The organism is Microvirga zambiensis WSM3693, assembly GCF_016735695.1.
Taxonomy (GTDB): domain Bacteria; phylum Pseudomonadota; class Alphaproteobacteria; order Rhizobiales; family Beijerinckiaceae; genus Microvirga; species Microvirga zambiensis.
On sequence record NZ_JAERQD010000042.1, the window covers coordinates 37,001 to 56,143 of the forward strand.

Genomic DNA, 19,143 nt, shown 5'->3' on the forward strand with positions numbered 1-19,143 from the left:
GTTGCCGCTCTTAAGCGACAATTTGTTACGATGAGAGGGTGCTGCCGGAGCGGTTCCACGCGTCCACCCCAGTGTCTTCTCCGGATGCTGAAGGTCCGGAACGGGTCCAGCCTGTGTGAAAACGCGAACCAGACCGATCAGGGCAAAATATTTGTACAAGTTCTGGCGTCTGCACCGAGGATTCCCCGGCCTAGCAAACCTTACGAGACATAAAGTTTCTTCATGGAGTGGCTCATCAGCGTTTTCACACAGCCTCGGTCAACCTGAGCCATTAAGCGTGGTCATATGAAAGTCAGTTGACCCTACGACTGCGGAAGTTCGGCTTTCGTCTGCCTCGTGCCATGAGGAGACATTCCGAGGTCGATCTATATGTCACGGGCGCAGAAGCCATACTCTCTTTCGCCAGCCAAGCGAGACGCCTTCTCTTCTTCAGTGCGACCCGTGCATGGCTTGCAGCCCCTAAGCGCATAGGGTCACAGCCGGGCCCAGTTGCGCCCCTGTTTCATGATGGCTCGTCTCCAAAGTCTCGTAAGTTACGCCTGATTTGCCGCGATGAGTGTATCTGCGCCTACTCAGACTCAGCGTTCAGAAGGGCCCGCCGCGAGGTGCTTAGCAATACTCCCGCGACCATACCGCTTCGCCGGGAGGCGACGAGATAGGTTCGGGAGGAGCGCTGCGCGTGCCGTCTTGAAGGCATCCCAGTCGGCGACATCTGGCAGGGCTGGGATCGTCACCCGCTCCCCTTGGTCAAGGCCTGCGAGCGCAGCGCCTACAATATCGCCGGCCTGCATCACATTGCTCTGCGGAAGCGCACTGAGCTTGATCCCACTTTTCTCCCATAAACCCGTGTGTGTCGCACCCGGCAGCACTGCCTGTACGCGCACACCGCACAAGGACAGTTCGCTGTCGAGGCCTTCGCTGAAAGCGAGAAGATAAGCCTTACTCGCGCCATAGCCGACGCTGATGGCTGGCTGGTCTCCCCGAAGCGCAACCACCGAAGCGATGTTGACGATGTCGCCCTTCCGCCTTTGCGCCATGCCCAATGCAACAGCTCGGGCGAGGCGCGTGGCCACCAATACGTTAAGCTGGATCATGGCCTCTAAACAATCAGGATTCATGTCGATAGTTGGCCCTGTCACGGCGATACCGGCATTGTTCACGAGCATGGTGATATCGTCCGCCTGCAGTCGGGCCTCCACCTTGCGGATGTCGTCAACATTGGTGAGATCCGCCCGAAGGACCTCGGCCTTGCGGCCGAACCTTTCACGCAGAGTAGCTGCAAGAGCATTCAGCTTCCCCTCGTCGCGGGCAACGAGAACGAGATTGTATCCGCGACGGGCGAGGCGGTCTGCATAGACGGCTCCGATACCAGCGGATGCGGCAGTCACGAGCGCTGTTCCTTGTCTGTGGTTCATTGCTGAAGCTCCCGATGAATTTGATGGTCCCGACCACTCGCTCCAGAAGGCAAGTGGCGTTTCCGATCTGGGTTTGCCTCACTGAATTAAACGCGGGTATTACCGGGTGCCTTCGCGGCGTGGCAGCTTCCAGCCAGGGCGGATGAAGTGGCAGGTGTAGCCATTTGGAAGCCGCTCAAGGTAGTCCTGGTGCTCCGGCTCCGCCTCCCAAAAGTCGCCCGCCGGAGCGAGTTCGGTGACGACTTTGCTCGGCCATAGGCCCGAGGCATCCACATCGGCAATCGTGTCCTCGGCCACCTGGCGCTGCTCGTCCGAGGTGTAGAAGATCGCCGAGCGGTAGCTCAAGCCGATGTCGTTGCCCTGGCGGTTCTTCGTGCTCGGGTCGTGAATTTGGAAGAAGAACTCCAGCAGGTCGCGGAAGCTCGTCTTCTGCGGATCGAAGATGATCTCGATTGCCTCTGCGTGCGTGCCGTGATTGCGGTAGGTCGCGTTCGGCACGTCCCCGCCGGAGTACCCGACGCGGGTGGACACAACACCAGGCAAGCGTCGGATGAGATCCTGCATGCCCCAGAAGCAGCCGCCGGCCAGGATGGCCCGCTCAGTCACACCAGTCATGTTCATTCTCCTTTTTCTGCAAAAAGCTTGCGGAACTCGCTGTAGCCTTCGCTCTCCAACTCATCCAGGTGGACGAACCGCAGCGCGGCCGAGTTGATGCAGTAGCGCAGGCCACCGGCCTCCTGCGGCCCATCCGAGAACACGTGTCCCAGATGGCTGTCGCCGTAGGCTGAGCGCACCTCTGTTTGCACCATGCCGTAGCTGGCATCGGGGCGCTCAATGACGCTGCTGGCATCGACCGGCTTGACGAAGCTGGGCCAGCCGCTGCCGCTGTCGTACTTGTCGACCGAGGCGAACAGCGGCTCGCCCGACACGACATCGACATAGAGCCCGGGCGCCTTGTTGTCCCAATACGCATTGGAAAAAGGCCGCTCGGTGCCGCCCTGCTGCGTCACCCGATATTGCTCCGGGGTTAGACAGGACAAGGCCTCACGGTTCTTGTTATAGGCTTTCATCGGCAGCGTTCCTTTCGTCGTGAATTGCCCTAGTCCTTCGGGTGGGAGAGGTTACGACTTACATTGGATGTACTGGCAGCTCGGGCTGTACTCTCGGCCGCAATGGCAGTGCTTTCAAGGCGTCCAGCACGAGGTTGACCGCTAATGCCATTTCGGACTCGTCGAATTCGAAGCACCCGCAGCTGTCGATGGATTCGTGGCCTGCAACGGAGAAGGCCTCCAGCCAGAACGGTGGAATGCCGGATGCAATACTGCCCGGTGGAAGTTCGCTCAGCCGCACCTCAAGCTCACGCGATCGCATCACCACGATGGATCGCGAGCCGTCGGCACCGCTTGGCTGGAACTCGAGGCGAATGTAGGCACGTAAGATCCATTGCTCGATTTCTTCGATACTAAACGCAAACGGAGGGGTGTTCTCATCCCCGCATGCGGCGCGCTGCGCCGTTGCTTGCCTTGGTGTCATGTGAGCCTCCACTGAATTTGACCTGCGTCGATGATCCAGCTTGGGTCAGTTGCGTCGGTGCCCCCAGCCTATGCGGCGAGGCTCTGCGGAGCGGTGCTGGCGGGTTCGACCAAGGTCTGGGATCGCGCCGACACGGTGAGGTGGCGGACCGTGTCCAATACGGTCTCCACGGTGGGTTCCTTCAAGACCACGTCACCCTGCAACGAGGACCTTACCTCGCGAGTGCCGATGATTGCCGGCCGGCCCGGGTGGTTGTCACGGTACTGATCCGCAAGGATCCAGCCGTCAATCAGGCCTGGAAGGGTGGCCTGGGTGTAGAGCCAGTCGATCGGGCGTTGCCAGTCGCGGAGCAGGCAAAAGGCCCGTTCCCCTGTGGTGGCAGTCATCACCTCAAAGCCGGCCTCACGGAGCGCCAGAGCGAGGCTGCCTTGAAAGCTCGTATCGGTCCCGACGATCAGGATGCGCTCTGGGCGACGTGCGGCCTCTCCCATCAGATTGGAGCTGCCGATGTACGGCCGGTACAGACCGATCGGCTTACCCAGCCCGCTCGCGGACGCATGATGGAGTGCTGTTCTCATTATGAGTTTCCCGTTGGTGCACTCGGCACCTAAAAATGGGCAGCACAGCCCCGCACAGAGGTGGGCGCTATTCAGGGCCGTGCTACCGAGCATGCATCCTAGGCAGCCTTGCGTTCTGCCCCTGCAACCGAGGCCCTCCACCTGGGAGGCATGCTCGATCGCAACCTCGGCACGACACCACACGGAAGCATGGGCGCGCCGACACTCAATCATTGTCGAAGGGCAAACTCTTCAGGGCGGGAGCTTGGGGTACCGCCTCAAGCCAACATCGCGGTTGTGTCGCCGGCCCCGAGGGCCCTTCGATGCTCTCCTGCTTCCATCATCTCGGCGGCCTTGGCGTAGCCACCGCCCATGCCATCGAGAAAATGCAAATGCGAATCCGGCCGACCTGACGGCACAAGACAGGTCATGAGGGCGTGCGACTGTCGGTGCAGCCCAAAGTTCACATCGCCCTTCGCCTTCGCCGCAACGAGGATGGCCTCCGCCATATCGATTTGCTCGCGCGTGCAGTCCAGCGTCAGACGCAAGACATCGTCGTACTTACGAAAATCCGAGTTCGAGGCGACCTCCGCCCAGTCCTTCGGACTGAGATGCGCCCCGTTGCTCTCGGGAATGATGATGTCCTTCGAAACGGGGTGGGACCGGCGCGGTCCCGCGTCGAAAACGGCAAGCACACGTTTGGCTAAGCCGGCAAAGACTTCCGGGCTGATATGATCACGGGGTTCAACCAGAAGGGATAGGATCTCGCCCTGCTGGCTCGGAAGTGGGGTCCAGTCACAAGTCAGCCCCGTCAAGTCCGGCCGTGTCATGTGCTTCTCCGGCTTGATCACATACTGCCCATTCTTGATTTGCTGCTCCGCCCATTTCAGGCCTCCTCCGGCAAACATCGCATAGGTCGCGTTTGCCGAGACCGCATAGCGGGCAATTCTCACGTCACGTCCGCGAGCCCGGATCTCGCACACGGGCAGTAGTCCTACGCGAAGATCGAGGTCAAGATTGGTTGTGGCAAAGGCAGCAACCTGCCGCAACACCGAGGTTGCGATCATGAGGCCCTGGGGCGGCAAGGCGAAGGCAGCTCCGTCGCCCCGAAACACAAACGGGAAGTCGAACGTACCCCACGCATTGCCAAGAGCGGCAATCACGGAGGCGCCTGCGTAGTTGACGTCTTTATAACGCCCTTCGTTGATCGCACAGGTCGAGTCGACGACATCCGTAATCCCGATAAGCCAATCGTCCGGCAGTGGCTCGTAGATGGATGGGTCGAGCACGCGCGCAAACTCACTGTATGCCTGGGGCAGGTGTGCTGGAACGTTGACCATTGCATGTCCTCCAGATTGGCGTTCATCAGCAACAGGGGCGTCTTGCCTTGTCGATCGAGTGCAGGTGTCCGATGCGTCTCGTCCAAGGGAGTCGGGCCAGCTTCTTTGGCTGGCCCGGCCGCTCCAGTTCAGAGCAGATTGGTCTCGACTTTGATATTGCCGTGCGTCGCCTTGGAGTACGGGCAGATCCCGTGCGCCGCATCGACCAGCGTCTGCGCGACCTCGCGGTCGATCCCCGGCAGGGTGACGTTGAGGCGCGCCTGCAGGAAATAGGAGCCGCTGTCCAGGGCCAGATCGATCTCGGCATCGACCGTGGGCAATGTCGGAAGGGTGACCTTCCTCTGGGCAGCGGCGAGCTCAAGTGCACCGATGTAGCAGGCCGACCAGGCGGCGCCGAACAGGTTTTCGGCGGCTGGGTGCGGCTGGGATAGCTTGAGATCCAGAAGACCGTCGCTGCTGTGGGTGCCGCCGTCGCGGCCGCCGGTGTTGTGGGTCTTTCCGGTGAAGAGGACCTTGGCAGGCATGGCACTATCCTTTCTAGGCTAATTAAATCGTATCCGATTAATTCGGATGCGATGCAAATACGCTCAGGAACGAGCTGTGTCAAGCACTTACGATTTAATCGGACGCGATTTATATTAAGCCGAGCCGCAGCACACAGGATCAGCCCATGCCCAAGACACCAACAGCCAAGACTCCAGACCTGACCGGGTCCGCTTCCCCGCGTTCCGCTGGCGAAGGCAAAAAGCTTGCGAACTATCTCTGCTTCGCAATCTACTCAGCCAACCTCGCCTTCGGTCGTGCCTACAAGCCGCTCCTGGATAAGCTTGGCCTGACGTACACCCAGTACATCGCCCTGGTGGCGTTGTCCGAGGAAGATGACCAGACCGTCCGGGCACTCGGCGAAAGGCTGTTCCTGGAATCCAACACCCTGACCCCGATGCTTAAGAAGCTCGAGTCGATCGGCTACCTTAATCGGCAACGCGACTCCGCCGACGAACGGCAGGTGCGGGTGAGCCTGACGCCTGCCGGACGCCAGCTGGTTGAGACGGATCCCGGAGCGATGCTGGTTGAAGCTACCGGCCTGGGAGAGAACTTTCCCGCGGCGCAAAAGACCGTAGCGAGGATACGCGACAACCTCTTGCGTGCCACGCAAGTTGAACCGGGTGCAGGCGAACAAGCAATCAGCTAGTCTCGCTCTGCGCTGCTTCAGACGGATATCGCAGTCTCCATACCGGAGCCGCGACCATGAGGGCGTCTAACGCTCCCATAGCCGCTGCGCTCGCAGGGGAACCGGCGCACACGTTGTGCGCGCCGAGGCCTTCAGGGCGATTTGCGGAGTGGCCTGAGCCCCGTGCGGATCTCGGAGATCATAGATTCCGGCTGCTCCCAGGCTGCGAAGTGTCCGCCTTTTGGAAGCTTGTTGAAGTGGATGAGATTGGGATACGCCTTCTCTGTCCAGCTTCTCGGCGCTACATACATTTCGTCAGGGAACACACTGCAGGCGACGGGAAGCTTGACCCCTTTGGTCGCGAAGAAGGAATTTCCAGCGACCGTTTGCTCCCAGTAAAGCCGGGCTGCCGAGATCGCGGTGCGCGTGAACCAGAAGAGCGTAATGTTATCGAGGACGTCGTCGGGCGAGAGGCCTTCTTTGACCCCAGCAAACGACCTCGCGATCATAGCATGGCTCTTCCAGTCGTGGTCGATCATGAAGGCTGCCAAGCCGACAGGTGAATCCACCAGACCAGTCAGCGTTTGCGGTCGCGTACCCATGACGATTGCGTAGCCAAACTTGTTCTCACGAACCTGCTCGCACGCCTTCCTCTCCTCGGCCGACAGACTATCGGGCAGAGGGGCACCGGACCAGATGAGCGCATCGATGTCGGGCGGTATCACCTCAGGCATGTTGGTGTGGATCCCGAGCAGTCCTTTGGGTTCCTGAGTTCCCATGTAGTTGACGACGATCGAACCCCAGTCGCCGCCCTGCGCCACATATTTTTTATAACCAAGGCGGGACATCAGCTCAGCATAGGCGCGCGCAATGCGCTGGGGGTTCCAGCCGGTCGTGCTTGGCTTGCCCGAGAAGCCGTAGCCCGGCATCGACGGAATGACGACGTGGAACGCATCCGCTTCACTACCGCCGTGCGCGGTCGGGTCAGTTAAAGGCTCGATCAGCTTCACTTGCTCAACGATCGAGCCCGGCCAGCCGTGTGCGATAAGCAGCGGCATCGCACTGTCATGCTTGGAGCGGACGTGAATGAAGTGGAAATCTAGACCATCGATCTCGGTGATGAAATTGGGATACGAGTTCAACCTGGATTCGATCTTGCGCCAGTCGTACTCGTCTGCCCAGTAACGGGCCAGTTCTTGAATGGTTTTCAGTCGGACACCTTGCGATTCATCCGCGACCGTTTCTTGTTCCGGCCATCTGGTTGCCTTGATGCGACGCTTCAGCTCGGTAACCTCAGTTTCCGGAATATTGATGCGGAAGGGGCGGATCGCATCGTGTCCGGCGGCTTGAGCCAGGTCCGCAGGAGGCACATTCAACGCGGTTGCAGCCGCTGAGGCTGCCGCGGGGCTAGGCTGGTTCGGGAGTGATGTTTGTTGCGACATTGATATTCTCCATTCATTCGGATCGTCACAGGTGGCGATTATCGAGGTTGGCGAGTGGACGGCCGCAAAACGTCTGACCTTGTGTGCACAAGCCACGGCAACGCAATTGCCCTAGATCTCCTGCATACTTCCAGGAAGGCCTCAGTTTTGGGATCAGGTCCGCGCACTAATGGAAGCTGCGGCTCTTGCGAGCAGCTGCTCGTCCTTCGGATTCACGCAACCACTCGGTTCAGGAGCGACGTCGGCAAAGCTGTCGATAAAAAGTGGCTCGTCGGGGGAGCCCAAGTCCAACGCAGGACTTTAATTAAACGCAGATTATAGGCCTCGGTGGCTGGCCCAGCAAGCGGCGCCAGTTGGGACCTAGCACCATGGTCGTCAATCGATTGCAGCATTCCATTCTCCATTAGCACGAGAACCTCCAGTGGCGCACGCAACCTTGGCTTCTTGCGGGAGGAAAGAGGCTCCTGCCGCCTGCCAATACGTCATGCTGGGAGGGGCTGCTCATACCGGAGACGGTCCACACCGATCTTGCTATCTTCCGCCAGAGGCTTGCCCACTCCAGCCTCCAGCCTGGAATGTGGGACCCGTCGCAGCGAGGAGCGTGCCCGATGCGAAACCTTTCCTCAACACCTCTACTGATGCATCCCACCTCAATCGGCATTGTCGCCCGCCTGGCTCTTGCGAGAGCCACTGCGGCAGGCCTCGATCCCCGACCGATTCTGCGCAAGGCCGGTCTGACTGCGTCCCAGATCCAGGATCGGCAGGCACGCGTGAATGCGACGAGCGAGATTACCTTTCTGAATCTTGTGGCGAGCACCCTTTCCGATGAGTTGCTGGGATTTCATCTCGCTGAGGCCTTCGAGCTGCGGGAGACCGGCCTGCTCTACTTCGTGCTGGCCTCCTCGGCTACACTAGGCGAGGCGTTGGCCCGTGCCGAGCGGTTCAGCACCATCACCAATGAGGGCGTCCGGCTGCGATGTCAGGAAGGAAGCAACCTGAGCCTCCGCTACAGCTATGTCGGGGTGCCGCGGCACACGGATCGCCATCAGGTCGAGTTCTGGACCCGGACGCTCGTCCGGATCTGTCAAACCCTGACCGGCACCGAACTCAGGCCCATCCGGATAAGCTTCGCTCATCCGCGCTGGAGCGCTTCGGGTCAGCTCGATGCATTTTTCGGGTGTGAGGTGGCCTTTGCGTCGGACGCTGACGACGTCACCTTCGCCCGCGGGGCTTCGCAGCTTCGGCTGGTCAAGGCGGATCCTTACCTGAACGAGCTCCTTGTCCGCTACGGCGAGGAGGCCCTGGCCCAGCGGGCCAATATAGCCAGCCCGATCCGCGCGAGCGTGGAGAACGCCCTCGCCCCGCTCCTGCCCCATGGCGAGGGCCGGGTAGGCGGAGTGGCGCGAGCGCTGGGCATGAGCGAACGGACCCTGGCGCGCCGGCTGGCGGCAGAGAACCTGACCTTCCTCGGAATCCGCGAGGAGATGCGCAAGGATCTGGCCCTTTGCTATCTTAAGGATACAAGCATTTCAATTTCGCGCATTGCCTGGATGCTCGGCTTTCAGGAGGTCAGCGCCTTCACCCATGCCTTCCGGCGCTGGACGGGGATGACACCGACCCAGATGCGCGACGAAGCCCGCTCGTGCTGAAATCCGTTTTCTCAGAAGAGGCTGGAGGCTGTGCAAGCCGGTTAGAATGTCAGCACCGGGTCAAAGAGCAACCAACAGCCGATGAATTGAAGGTCTGCTTCCCGCCACACCAATGACCAACGTGCTTCTTCCGAGAGGTGGTATTTTGAAACGTTCCGGGGTCATGGCTGAAATTTCGTAGAAGGCCACTTTGGAATGGCCGACTTTTCGACGATGCCAGAATCAGGGTCGGCGAAGCCGTGCATGTGGCCGACGTCCTGACCCTCCTGTCAGCCCGAGAGGCCTGCTGCGCCAGGCCGTCGGGGACTGGCCTGTCCAGCGCCGGAAGGCACGGGTGAAGGCACTTGGTGCGGTGTAATGCAAAGCCTCGGCGATCTGGCTGAACGGCAAATCCGTCTTGGCGATCAGCATGCAGGCAATCTCGCAACGGACCTCGTTGATCACCTGTCGGAACGTGCGGCCTTCGGCTTTCAGGTGCCGCGAGAGGGTCCGGCGGGACACCGCGAAGAGGCTGGCGATCATGGCAGCCTTACAGGTGTCCTTGTTAAGCTCGACCCGGAGCATGCGCCGCACCTCCTCGGTGAGGGATTGTCGGCCATGGCGCGGTCGGGACAGGTCAACCCCGCGAGGGAACGGCGTATCCATCGCATTAGCCTAGTGCGGCCGGAGTGCCGTGCTTGATCGATTGGGACAGTCCATTGACGGTTCGGGACGTCGCTGTTCCCGCCGCGAATTTCGTACACCACGCAGTATGGTCGGGCTGGAAGCGCGTGCGACGCTGCCTATGGGAGATCCCAAATCTGCATCATCACCAGACCCATCAGACCGCCGCACAGGAGCAGGACCAGGAGCAGGGCGAAGTGGCTCATCCGCTCATGGCGAGTGAGCCGAGCGTTGGCTGCTTCGACCTTGAGGCGTTGCTGATCTCGTTCGGAGGGACGCGACATGTCGCTGTGACGCTTGAGCGCTGGATAAAGTTCCATCGGCCTCGTGTACGCGAGGAAACCGCTCACATTACACCCAGTACGGAACGCTCAGGACAGAATGGCGTTTTGCTCCGTTAAGGCGCGCTTCTCCTTTTAGCTATAAGAAGCCTGCTGAGGGTCCAGCCGCGGGACGCGCCATGTTCTTCCATAAGCTCGACAAGGCCGAGGGCTACCGGCGACAGGCTCAGGAGGTTCGAGACGTTGCCAAGCAGATCACGCTGCTGGACGCCAAACGACAACTCCTTGCGACAGCTCAGCATCTCGAGACCTTAGCCGAGGAAGAAGAGCGCAAGGCTCGGGCATCAGCGACGAGACAGGACAAGGCGTGATCCGAGCCACGCTCTCCCTGGGCGTGGGATACACGTTCTGAGGCTCATTGCGCCGCCCAATGCCGCATAATCGTCAGTCCGGAACTCTCTAACCAACTTAAGAGGGCTGTCTGCCTTTGTCGTGAGGCATAGGCCAATGCGGCTGGGGTTCGACGAGAGCCTTGGTTTCGTCCAGCAACTCGCACGACCGCATGATCGCCTCCTTGGCGGTGCGGACGAGGAATACGTCCTGGGGGTCATCGTATGGGACAGACTTGGGATTTGGGGGCTTCTGGGTCATGACAGGTGCTCCTAGTTTTGCAGGCGGGAGCGCACGTCTCTCTCAGCCACCAGCGCCCACGGGTTCGAGTCGGTTGGTGATAAGGGGCAACGGATCAGGTCGGGATCTGTTCAAGCGGCACCGCGAACTTTGCATAAGGCGCACTTCGGCAAGCAACTCGGGATTGCTGGATAAGAGCCGGGAGAGACTGCACGAGCGCCTCAAAGGGATAGGGCTTTTCCCACCGCAGCACGTGCCGATAGCGGTCTGGCATCATGGAGGCAGTGTAGCCTGTCGCGAAAACGAACGGCACGTTGCGGGCCTCGAGGGCGTCGGCCACGGGGGAAGCCGACTGGCCCCGCAGGTTGAGGTCGATCACGGCGCAGTCGATCCGCTCTGAAGCCTCCACCAGTGCGAGTGCCTTTTCGAGGGTCGCCACGGGTCCGAGCAGGGTGGCGCCATGGGCACTCAAGCGCTGCCCGAGTTCGTCGGCGAGGAAATATTCATCCTCGACGATGAGAATCCAGCAGCCTGCCAAGACCTGCAATGGTGTTTCCATCGGCTCTGCTCCGCTCCATCCAGACTGCCCGGTTTACCAATCAGCAGCAACCTTGCACGCACGCGTGACACGAGGCGGCAGCGGACTTCGCATGACGTGCACGTCGGTGAGCGGTTCAACCTCGGGCGAGGGCATCCAGGATCAACTGTCGATGGAGGTAAAACTGTTCCAGGACCGCCTCGAAGCCCCGAACAATCCTCTTGGCTTCCGCCGTGTCCTGCCCTCTCTGGATCATCTGCTCGACAAGACGACGCTGATGGGCCAAGCGCGCCTCACCCTCGGCGATGTGCGGTCGGCCAAGGCGAGCTGTTCGCGTTCGAACTGCGGGTTGGGCATGAAGGAGCATGCGCGCTCGCGCGCGAAAGCACCACAAATTTCACATAACGCCCAGAATGGAATGCGTTTCGAGGTGTTCAGAAAGTCTTCGCCCGGACTCATGGAACGGCCGGCCCCATCCAATACAACCGGCTCCACAGCAGTGCCCATCCGGCGCCCGAATACCCGCAATTGCTTGGCGTGAGAGAGGCTGAGATGAGCACGTTCCTCCAGCCTCTCCCCGCCTCGACAAGCAGCAGTCAGGGGCGATGCTCCAGACCCAAACCAAGAGAACATCCCTGCCTCCAAACGTCCTACCGCAGGAACCTCGCCCGATGCGAGCGGAGCATTCCACCTCCTCCAGAAGCGGCTCCGTAAAGGAATGCAAATCCTTCCACCACCCGGCGAAGGGAGCGGTGTCGCAGAATGCGCCCTATTCTTCGTGTCAATGGGATTAAGCGCTCCGTTTGGCATGTGTCCCAACCACCGGATGGTCCGCACTGGGTCCAGCCTGTGTGAAAACGCGGACCAGACCGATCAGGGCAAAATATTTGTACAAGTTCTGGCGTCTGCACCGAGGATTCCCCGGCCTAGCAAACCTTACGAGACATAAAGTTTCTTCATGGAGTGGCTCATCAGCGTTTTCACACAGCCTCGGTCAGAATTTCACGTTCCAGCCGCTTCACGAACGTCCGCGCTTGAGTGGCGAAGCGGACCAGACGCTCTGATGTTCGCTGTCAACGATTTTGACGCAACGGTCCCGCCGCTGCGGAGAGCGGGCTTGTATCGATGAACACGCAGAGGTGGGGACGAGACCTGAAGGACGTCGGTGATCAAGCTCTGATGCGCGGATTGGCTACTGCATTCCCGAGTGTGCGTCCGGGGCTGGCCCTATCTTACGGCGGGCGTCGACCGATGGTCGGCCACAAAGCGTTTGACGGGCTTTTCCCCTGCCGTGATCCCGCCCCCGCCTCTGCATGAGAAGGAGCTATTGCCTCTGGGGCAGATCAGGCGGGTTGAACCTCCCGGGCGACCGCCCACATGAAGCCGGCGAGCTCGCGAGCGACGGCCGTGCACACCACCGTTGACTTCTTGCCCCGTCGACTGAGGGCTCGATAACGGGCGCTCAAACGCGTCTGAGCCTTCCAGGCGATCTCGCGCACCTTCGGTGTCGTCGCTTCCAGCCGGTAGAGTTTGAATTTGCCGATGCGCGGCGGGTGCCGATAGGTCCAGGCGCTTTCCACCAGCATGTGCCGAACCCGACCGTTCCCGGCCTTGGTGATGCCGCCGCGCCGCACCGTTTCGCCGGTCGAACGCTCGCCGGGGACGAGGCCCAGATAGGCCATGAGCTGACGAGGGTTCTCGAAGCGGCTGACATCCCCAACCTCGGTGACGAAGGTCACGGCGACAACCAGATCGATGCCGCGCAGCGCCTGCAGGGCCCGCACGAGCGGGGCCAGGGACCAATGAGGCAGGAATTCTGCAATCGTCTGCTCGAGCCGCTCCACCCGTTCCTTCGCAAGCCGCACGGCTTCGACCATCTCCTGCAGGACGATCTGATGAGCGGGATAATCGAATGTCTGCTCCTGCAGCCAGCGCAGGTAGCGCATGGTCCAGCCCTTCTTGCGTGGGTAGACGCGCCCATGCTTGAGCATGAAGGCACTGACCTGCTGGCGATGCACCCGCAAGCTCTCGACCGCCGCAGCGCGGGCGCGAACCAAGTCGCGCATGGCTTCGTGACCTTCATCGGGGACCCACACCGCCGTGAGCTCGCCCGCTCGCAGAAGTTTGGCCAAGGCGATTGCATCGCGCCGATTGGTCTTGACCCGATCGCCGGGCTTGCGCGGAATGAGTGAGGGGGCAACAACTGCGCAGGGATGGCCGAGACTGGTGATGAGCCGGTGCAGGCCATAGCCGGTCGGGCCAGCCTCGTAGCAGAAGTGGACGTAGTCATACTTGGACGCCAAGCGCTTCACGAAGCGCCGCATGCTCTCCGCGGAAGCATCGATCTCTCCCAGGTAGCGAACCTCGCCGCCGCGCTCGCCATCAGCAACTGCAACAGCATTGCGCGCTTTGGCGACATCAATTCCGACAAAAACCTCCGTAGACTGTCCCATGGCTCGTCCTCCTGCGGTGAGGATCGGCTCAGCCCACCCGAGCAACCCTCGGAGGCGCAGAGTAGGGCGAGCCACACACTCAACACAGGCGGACATACGGTCTTACGTCTCAGGAGTGCCAACTCCCGACCTTCGTCCTTGGTCGCCCGATATGCCCGCACAAGTGCAGCCTGTCCTGCCGATGCGTGGCCGATGTGCGAGAAACCCTGTAGAACGGTGAACGACATCACCTTATGGCGGTTGATACCGAGTGATGCTCCACACAAGGGGTCCAGGCCGTGTACATCCCTTCTCATGACAAGGCAGCCGAGTACCGCCGGCTGGCTGAGGAAGCGCGAACCCTCGCCCGGCAGATCTCGATCAGCGACGCCCGCCAGCATCTGTTTGAGACCGCCAAGCAGTGGGAGCTACTGGCAGAGGAAGCAGAGCGTCGATCTCAGGGAACCGGCGCTCGTTCGAGCACCGAGTCGGATGCTCGGCCCCTGCACCCAGGGGCAATGGGGCTGAGGCGCTGCTTCTTCTTCGACACCGATGATGGCGATTTCCGGACCGTCGACGAAGTGGGAATGGAGTTGTCGGACATCGCAGCGGCCAAAGCCGAGGCTCGAGCCGCTTTGGCCGACATGGCCAAGGATGGGCTTGCTGATGGCGATCCGCGCGATTTCGTGGTCAGCGTCCGGGATGAGGCAGGACGAACGGTTCTGCGGGTTACCCTCGCGCTCACCACAGAGCACCCTTCAGATCCCGAAGAGTAAGGCCACGCACCCTCCGAAAACCGCGATCCCGACGACCTGTGTGGGTTACCGCCAAGATTGTGACCTTGGCCGCACCTCTGCTACACAGAGGACGATGAGGAGTGTGGAAGGAGCGTCCCGTGATCTCCCGTCTGATCCGCAGGCTGGAACGGTACGATGTCCTCTCGGACGAGGAGAAGCAGGTCCTCACGGGTGCCGTCGCCCGCGTCAAAGAGGTTGCTGCAGACGAGGATATGGTGCGGGAGGGCGATCGTCCCACCGAGAGCATCGTCCTCCTGGACGGTTTCGCCGCCCGCTACAAGTTGCTGCGGAACGGCAAGCGCCAGATCACGCCCCTGCACATGTCGGGCGATTTCGTCGACCTGCACAGCTATATCCAGAAGAAGATGGATCATGGGGTCATGGCCATCACGCCCTGCCGGATTGGCCTGGTTCCCCATGCCACCCTGCGCAAGATCACCGACCAGCACCTCCACCTGGGTCGGCTGCTGTGGCTGCACACTCTGATCGATGCCGCGACCCATCGGGAGTGGCTGGTGGCGATGGGCCGACGTCCGGCGTTCAACCAGATCGCCCATCTGCTCTGTGAGCTGTTCCTGCGCCTGCAAACGGTGGGGCTGACCCAGGAGATGAGCTTCGAGCTGCCTCTGACCCAGGCGGAGCTTGGGGATGTGCTGGGGCTCTCGACCGTTCACGTCAACCGGATCATCCAGCAGCTTCGGGCCGAGGAACTGGTCGCCTGGCGCGGGGCGACGGTGACCATCGAGGATTGGCCCCGGCTGCAAGAGGTCGCCGAGTTCGATCCGACGTTCCTGAACCTGGAACGCGAACCACGCTGACAGGGGCAGGTCGTTCCCCGGTTCATCAGCGTGGTCCCCATCCATCGCACAGGGTCATCCCTGGAACACGGGCGGCGGTCCGATGTTGAGCCCCCGTCAATCGTGCGCGCAGGCTCTGTCATGGGCATCAAAGACGACCTCTGATCCAACGTGCCGAGAAAGCTATGACTGAGGCGGCGCAGCTCCATCAGCGCCTGCTTGAGGCGCAAGAGCAGGTCCAACACCAGGTTCAGGAAATGGCCCGGATCGAGGCTGAACTGGACCCGCTCCTGCCGCACCCGCCGACCCTGGTCCAGTCCGAGGATGCCCAAGCGCAGGAAATCGACAGGCTGAGCAGCGAGCATGAGCGCTTTGCCCGTGGCCAAAAGGACAGGCCGTAATCCCCCGTCACATCTGATCGGAGGTCAGGAGCCTCGTGAGCAGCCGCACGAGCGTCTCGGGATGAACCGGCTTGCTGAGGAACAGGGCTCCCTCCGGCAGGTCACCTGCCTTGGGAGCGGCCCGTCCCGATGCGATCAGGATCCCGATGTCCTGCCGATCCGAACGGACCCTCTGGGCCAGTTCGAAGCCGTTGATGCTGCCCCGTGGCATCTCCACGTCAGTGACAACCGCGTGAATGCCCGAGACGGCACAGAGAACCCGCAGCGCCTCGTCCGCATGCGCGGCTTCGATCACCTTGAACCCCGCATCCTCCAGCACATCCACGAGAGTCATGCGGACGAGTGCCTCGTCCTCGACGACCAGAATGAGAGCACGGGTATGGAGGTTCGGGCCAGGCATGCCCGACGAAAGCGGAAGCAACGGTCTTTGTTCCTAATGCCAAGATCTCAAACAATGCCTCCTAAGTAGGCAAAGATCGACCGAGGTCGACCCCGGAGGGATCGGCTGAGACAACTTGGCCGATGCTTCCTTCCGGAGAGACTCAGCCGGCATGCTTTTCCGGCCTTGCAGCAAGACAGCCCCGACGGGCATCCGAGCAGGGGACATGATGCCCGAGAGGAACGGCACTCGACGCCCCGAACGAAAACGCCTGCACAAGTACCAGCGGGCGCTCGCCGCCTTCGGCCGAGTGGCGTCCGTGGTACTGCCGCGTGAGAGGCTCCTGCGCTACAGGCTGCGACTATCCGCTTCGGGACCGATGTCGGGTGAAGTGGCGCTGCCGCCTTAGCCCGTGTCGAGCGCCAACGTGTCCGTCGGCGCAACGGCAAAACAGGATGATCAGGATTGAAGGACGGGCCTTGAGGTCCAGCGTGCAGGATCCATGCCGATCACGAGCCAGGGTCATCAAGCAGGATCCAGCCCCTCTATGTCACGGTCCGGCCGTTGTCCTGGGCCGACAGCTCGAGCACGAACCTCGTCCCAGGCCGGGCATCCTGCCATTCCAGTTGCCCGCCGAGTTGCCGGGTTAGGCTGGCGACCAGCCGCATCCCGAGGCTCCTGGACTGCGAAGGGTTGAAGTCGGCCGGCAGCCCGACACCCGCGTCTGACACCTCCAGCCGGAGCCGCTCCGGGCTGTCCGACGTCAGTTCGATCCGGACCTCCCCGGAGCCTCCGGGGTAGGCGTACTTGAAGGCATTGGTCACGAGCTCGTTGACGAGCAGACCCAAGGGGACGGCGAGATCGGTCGGGACGACGACCGGATCGATGTGGCATCCCACCGTGAAGTGGGGTGCCGATCCCCGCAGCTTCACGCACAGCTCGCCCAGGAATTCCGCCAGGTTGACGGAGCGCATCTCGTTGTGCCGCCACAGGCGGTCGTGGACCTGCGCGATGGTGTGCACGCGCGCTTCTGCATCGGCCAGCGCCCGGCGCAGGTCGTCGTTCCCGGATGCCCGCCCCTGCATGTTCAGCAGGCCGGCCACGAGTTGGAGGCTGTTCTTGACCCGGTGGCTGATCTCCCGGTTCAGCACGTCCTGGTCCTCCAGCGCCCGCTGGAGAAGAGCCTTGTTGGCCCGCAGTTCCTCCTCCGCCTGCTGCCGCTCGATGGCGACACCCAGCATATTGGCGAACCCCTGCATGAAGGCGAGGTCGTGCTCGGTGAACCGACCCTCGGTCGGACTGTCCACCTCGAGGACGCCGAAGGGACCACCGCCATCTCCCTGGACGATGACGTTGATCGCCCGCTTAACGCCATGGTCGGCGAGGAGCTTCGGGGTGCGGAAGCGGGTCTCCTCGGCCAAGTGGTTAGAGATCACGGGCTGCCCCGTCCTGAGGGCGAAGCCAGCGGGACTGTCCAGGTCAGCACCGGTGCGGGCGACGCCGACGACGCCCGGCTTCCAGCCTACGCCGGCCCGGACCACGAACTCGTTCTCGGCGGGCAGGAACTCCATGACCTTGCAGAACTCGCTGCGCAGGCCTTCGGCACAGGTGCGGGCTGCCTCCCGAAGAAGAGCGTCGATGTCGTGCGTCTTGAGGGCGAACAGGCCGAACCGTGCCGTGAGCTGCTGCTGGCGCAGACGATACGCGAGCTCGTCGGCGGCATCGCCGCCCTGCTCGGGTGCGATCGGCTGCGCTCCATCCAGGTTCGAGTTCATGGCCCCGCGTCCGCTTTCTTGTCTGTGTTGAAAGACTTAGAGCAGCTTGGGTGGCGGAAATCCAGTCCGGGGAAGCCCTTACCCTCCCGCGTGCCCTGGCGATGGCGAGGCGACGGGTTCGAGCGGCGCATCGACGGTGCAGACAACCCCGCCGGGGGCAAACCGGATCTCGACGTCGCCGTTCAGGTCCATCGCCAGGCTTCGCTCGATCAGCCGTGTCCCGAAGCCCTGCCGCTTCGGTGCCTGCACCGGAGGACCGTCGCTCTCCTCCCAGCGCAAGTGCAGGTGCGGCGGGACCTGGGTGGCATCGAGCCCCCAAGAGATCCGGATCTCCCCGGTCTCGTTCGAGAGCGCTCCGTACTTCACCGCGTTGGTGGACAGTTCCTGGAGGGCCATCGCGAGCGCCAGCGCCATCCGGGGTGACAACCGCACGTCAGGCCCCCTGAGGTGAAGGCGATCCTCGCGGGCATTGCTGTAGGGCGCGACCGCCTCAGCCACGATCTCGCGCAGGCTAGCCCCCTCCCAGTTCTCGCGGGTGAGCACGTCGTGGGCGCGCGAGAGGGCAAACAGCCGGGCCTCGAACGCGGCCTGTGCCTCGACCAGCGTCGCCGCGTTACGCAGGGTCTGGCTCGCGATCGACTGCACGGTGGCGAGCGTGTTCTTCACCCGGTGGTTCAGCTCGTTGATGAGCAACCGCTGGTGCTCCTCCAACTGCTTGGTCTCGGTGATGTCGCGCGACACCGACAGGAGCTTGTCGATCGAGCCGTCATGGCCGGGGATCGGGGTGACGGCCACGTCCCACCAGCGGGGGTGCCCCTTCATCGTGGGCGCATGGCCCTGGAAGCGGGCGTTGCCGCCGGCAAGGGCCGTCCGCACCGCCTCATGGGCTTCGTCGTGGTCAGGCCCTGACCAGAAGCCGCGCCAGTCGCAGCCCTCGATGGCGCCGAAGTCGTCCACCTCCATGACCTCCATGCCGCCCGGGCTCATGAACCGCAGGCGGGCGTCCGCATCGAGCACCTTGATGCAGTCGGTCGAGCTCTCGAGGATGCGGCGCGTGAACTCCTCGCTCTCGCGCAGCGCCGCTTCCGCCCGCTTGCGCTCGGTCAGGTCCAGCATGGCGCCGATCATGCGCACGGCCTTCCCGCTTCCGTCCCGGATCACGAAGCCGCGGTCGAAGACGTAGGCCTCGGATCCGTCCGCCCGCAGGAAGCGGTACTCCGCGCTCCAGTGCTCCCGGTCGCCCGCGATCACCGCGTGAATGTCCTTCACCGTGCGCTCGCGGTCGTCGGGATGGATGTGGCCCTTCCACCACGCCCCCGCCGTCTCCAGGTCCGTGTGGCCGA

At 62.1% G+C, this 19,143-nt stretch carries 22 protein-coding genes; 7 read left to right on the forward strand and 15 right to left on the reverse strand.

Annotation, left to right across the window (positions count from 1 at the left end):
- Positions 1–578: 578 nt before the first annotated feature.
- From JKL46_RS24805 to JKL46_RS24835, 7 genes are all read right to left on the reverse strand, one after another.
- A complete protein-coding gene (locus JKL46_RS24805; protein ID WP_201838411.1) occupies positions 579–1,415 on the reverse strand; it encodes an SDR family NAD(P)-dependent oxidoreductase in 837 nt (278 codons plus the stop codon).
- Positions 1,416–1,514: 99 nt separating this feature from the next.
- On the reverse strand, positions 1,515–2,030 hold the full coding sequence (msrA, locus tag JKL46_RS24810; RefSeq protein WP_201838413.1) for a peptide-methionine (S)-S-oxide reductase MsrA: 516 nt from the start codon (positions 2,028–2,030) through the stop codon (positions 1,515–1,517).
- Between the two features lie 2 nt (positions 2,031–2,032).
- Positions 2,033–2,485 (reverse strand): peptide-methionine (R)-S-oxide reductase MsrB, encoded by a 453-nt coding sequence (msrB, locus tag JKL46_RS24815; protein ID WP_201838414.1) that lies wholly within the window; start codon positions 2,483–2,485, stop codon positions 2,033–2,035.
- A gap of 58 nt (positions 2,486–2,543) precedes the next feature.
- Positions 2,544–2,948, reverse strand: coding sequence for a hypothetical protein (locus JKL46_RS24820; RefSeq protein ID WP_201838415.1), 405 nt, complete (start codon positions 2,946–2,948; stop codon positions 2,544–2,546).
- 68 nt (positions 2,949–3,016) lie between these two features.
- Positions 3,017–3,526, reverse strand: a complete 510-nt coding sequence (locus JKL46_RS24825; protein ID WP_201838416.1) for a DNA-binding transcriptional response regulator — start codon at positions 3,524–3,526, stop codon at positions 3,017–3,019.
- Positions 3,527–3,783: 257 nt separating this feature from the next.
- Positions 3,784–4,845, reverse strand: a complete 1,062-nt coding sequence (locus tag JKL46_RS24830; protein WP_201838417.1) for a DUF3095 family protein — start codon at positions 4,843–4,845, stop codon at positions 3,784–3,786.
- 128 nt (positions 4,846–4,973) lie between these two features.
- Positions 4,974–5,369 carry an Ohr family peroxiredoxin gene (locus JKL46_RS24835; RefSeq protein ID WP_201838418.1) on the reverse strand — a complete coding sequence of 132 codons (396 nt, stop codon included), beginning with the start codon at positions 5,367–5,369 and terminating at the stop codon, positions 4,974–4,976.
- A 146-nt stretch (positions 5,370–5,515) separates the two neighbouring features.
- Between JKL46_RS24835 and JKL46_RS24840 the strand changes: the two genes are divergently transcribed.
- Complete coding sequence (locus JKL46_RS24840; protein ID WP_201838419.1) at positions 5,516–6,037, forward strand: MarR family winged helix-turn-helix transcriptional regulator; 522 nt, start codon at positions 5,516–5,518, stop codon at positions 6,035–6,037.
- A 131-nt stretch (positions 6,038–6,168) separates the two neighbouring features.
- Here JKL46_RS24840 and JKL46_RS24845 read toward each other — a convergent pair whose 3' ends face one another.
- Positions 6,169–7,458: an epoxide hydrolase family protein gene (locus tag JKL46_RS24845; RefSeq protein ID WP_201838420.1), complete on the reverse strand. Its 1,290-nt coding sequence runs from the start codon at positions 7,456–7,458 to the stop codon at positions 6,169–6,171.
- Between the two features lie 608 nt (positions 7,459–8,066).
- Between JKL46_RS24845 and JKL46_RS24850 the strand changes: the two genes are divergently transcribed.
- Complete coding sequence (locus tag JKL46_RS24850) at positions 8,067–9,107, forward strand: AraC family transcriptional regulator (RefSeq protein ID WP_246529501.1); 1,041 nt, start codon at positions 8,067–8,069, stop codon at positions 9,105–9,107.
- 222 nt (positions 9,108–9,329) lie between these two features.
- Here the strand turns inward: JKL46_RS24850 and JKL46_RS24855 are convergent, their stop codons facing one another.
- Together JKL46_RS24855 and JKL46_RS24860 are read right to left on the reverse strand one after the other, a co-directional pair.
- A complete protein-coding gene (locus JKL46_RS24855; protein ID WP_201838421.1) occupies positions 9,330–9,671 on the reverse strand; it encodes a helix-turn-helix transcriptional regulator in 342 nt (113 codons plus the stop codon).
- 218 nt (positions 9,672–9,889) lie between these two features.
- Positions 9,890–10,090: a hypothetical protein gene (locus JKL46_RS24860; protein ID WP_201838422.1), complete on the reverse strand. Its 201-nt coding sequence runs from the start codon at positions 10,088–10,090 to the stop codon at positions 9,890–9,892.
- Positions 10,091–10,230: 140 nt separating this feature from the next.
- On the opposite strand from JKL46_RS24860, the gene JKL46_RS24865 reads away from it, so the two are divergent.
- Entirely contained in the window at positions 10,231–10,422 is a 192-nt protein-coding gene (locus JKL46_RS24865; RefSeq protein WP_201838423.1) for a hypothetical protein, read from the forward strand.
- Positions 10,423–10,796: 374 nt separating this feature from the next.
- Here the strand turns inward: JKL46_RS24865 and JKL46_RS24870 are convergent, their stop codons facing one another.
- Positions 10,797–11,240 carry a response regulator gene (locus tag JKL46_RS24870; RefSeq protein WP_246529502.1) on the reverse strand — a complete coding sequence of 148 codons (444 nt, stop codon included), beginning with the start codon at positions 11,238–11,240 and terminating at the stop codon, positions 10,797–10,799.
- A 106-nt stretch (positions 11,241–11,346) separates the two neighbouring features.
- On the opposite strand from JKL46_RS24870, the gene JKL46_RS24875 reads away from it, so the two are divergent.
- On the forward strand, positions 11,347–11,760 hold the full coding sequence (locus JKL46_RS24875) for a hypothetical protein (RefSeq protein WP_201838424.1): 414 nt from the start codon (positions 11,347–11,349) through the stop codon (positions 11,758–11,760).
- A gap of 802 nt (positions 11,761–12,562) precedes the next feature.
- Here JKL46_RS24875 and JKL46_RS24880 read toward each other — a convergent pair.
- Entirely contained in the window at positions 12,563–13,672 is a 1,110-nt protein-coding gene (locus tag JKL46_RS24880) for an IS110 family RNA-guided transposase (protein WP_201838426.1), read from the reverse strand.
- A gap of 278 nt (positions 13,673–13,950) precedes the next feature.
- Between JKL46_RS24880 and JKL46_RS35715 the strand changes: the two genes are divergently transcribed.
- From JKL46_RS35715 to JKL46_RS24895, 3 genes are all read left to right on the forward strand, one after another.
- Entirely contained in the window at positions 13,951–14,427 is a 477-nt protein-coding gene (locus JKL46_RS35715) for a DUF6894 family protein (protein WP_246529503.1), read from the forward strand.
- Positions 14,428–14,546: 119 nt separating this feature from the next.
- A complete protein-coding gene (locus JKL46_RS24890) occupies positions 14,547–15,266 on the forward strand; it encodes a helix-turn-helix domain-containing protein (protein WP_201838428.1) in 720 nt (239 codons plus the stop codon).
- A 164-nt stretch (positions 15,267–15,430) separates the two neighbouring features.
- On the forward strand, positions 15,431–15,646 hold the full coding sequence (locus JKL46_RS24895; RefSeq protein ID WP_201838429.1) for a hypothetical protein: 216 nt from the start codon (positions 15,431–15,433) through the stop codon (positions 15,644–15,646).
- A gap of 7 nt (positions 15,647–15,653) precedes the next feature.
- Here the strand turns inward: JKL46_RS24895 and JKL46_RS24900 are convergent, their stop codons facing one another.
- The 3 genes from JKL46_RS24900 to JKL46_RS24910 form a co-directional block, all read right to left on the reverse strand.
- Positions 15,654–16,067, reverse strand: a complete 414-nt coding sequence (locus JKL46_RS24900; protein WP_246529504.1) for a response regulator — start codon at positions 16,065–16,067, stop codon at positions 15,654–15,656.
- Positions 16,068–16,570: 503 nt separating this feature from the next.
- The gene (locus JKL46_RS24905) at positions 16,571–17,800 is read right to left on the reverse strand and encodes a sensor histidine kinase (protein WP_201838430.1); all 1,230 of its coding nucleotides are present in this window, start codon (positions 17,798–17,800) and stop codon (positions 16,571–16,573) included.
- 78 nt (positions 17,801–17,878) lie between these two features.
- A partial coding sequence (locus JKL46_RS24910) for a sensor histidine kinase (protein ID WP_246529505.1) occupies positions 17,879–19,143 on the reverse strand: 1,265 nt, incomplete at its 5' end.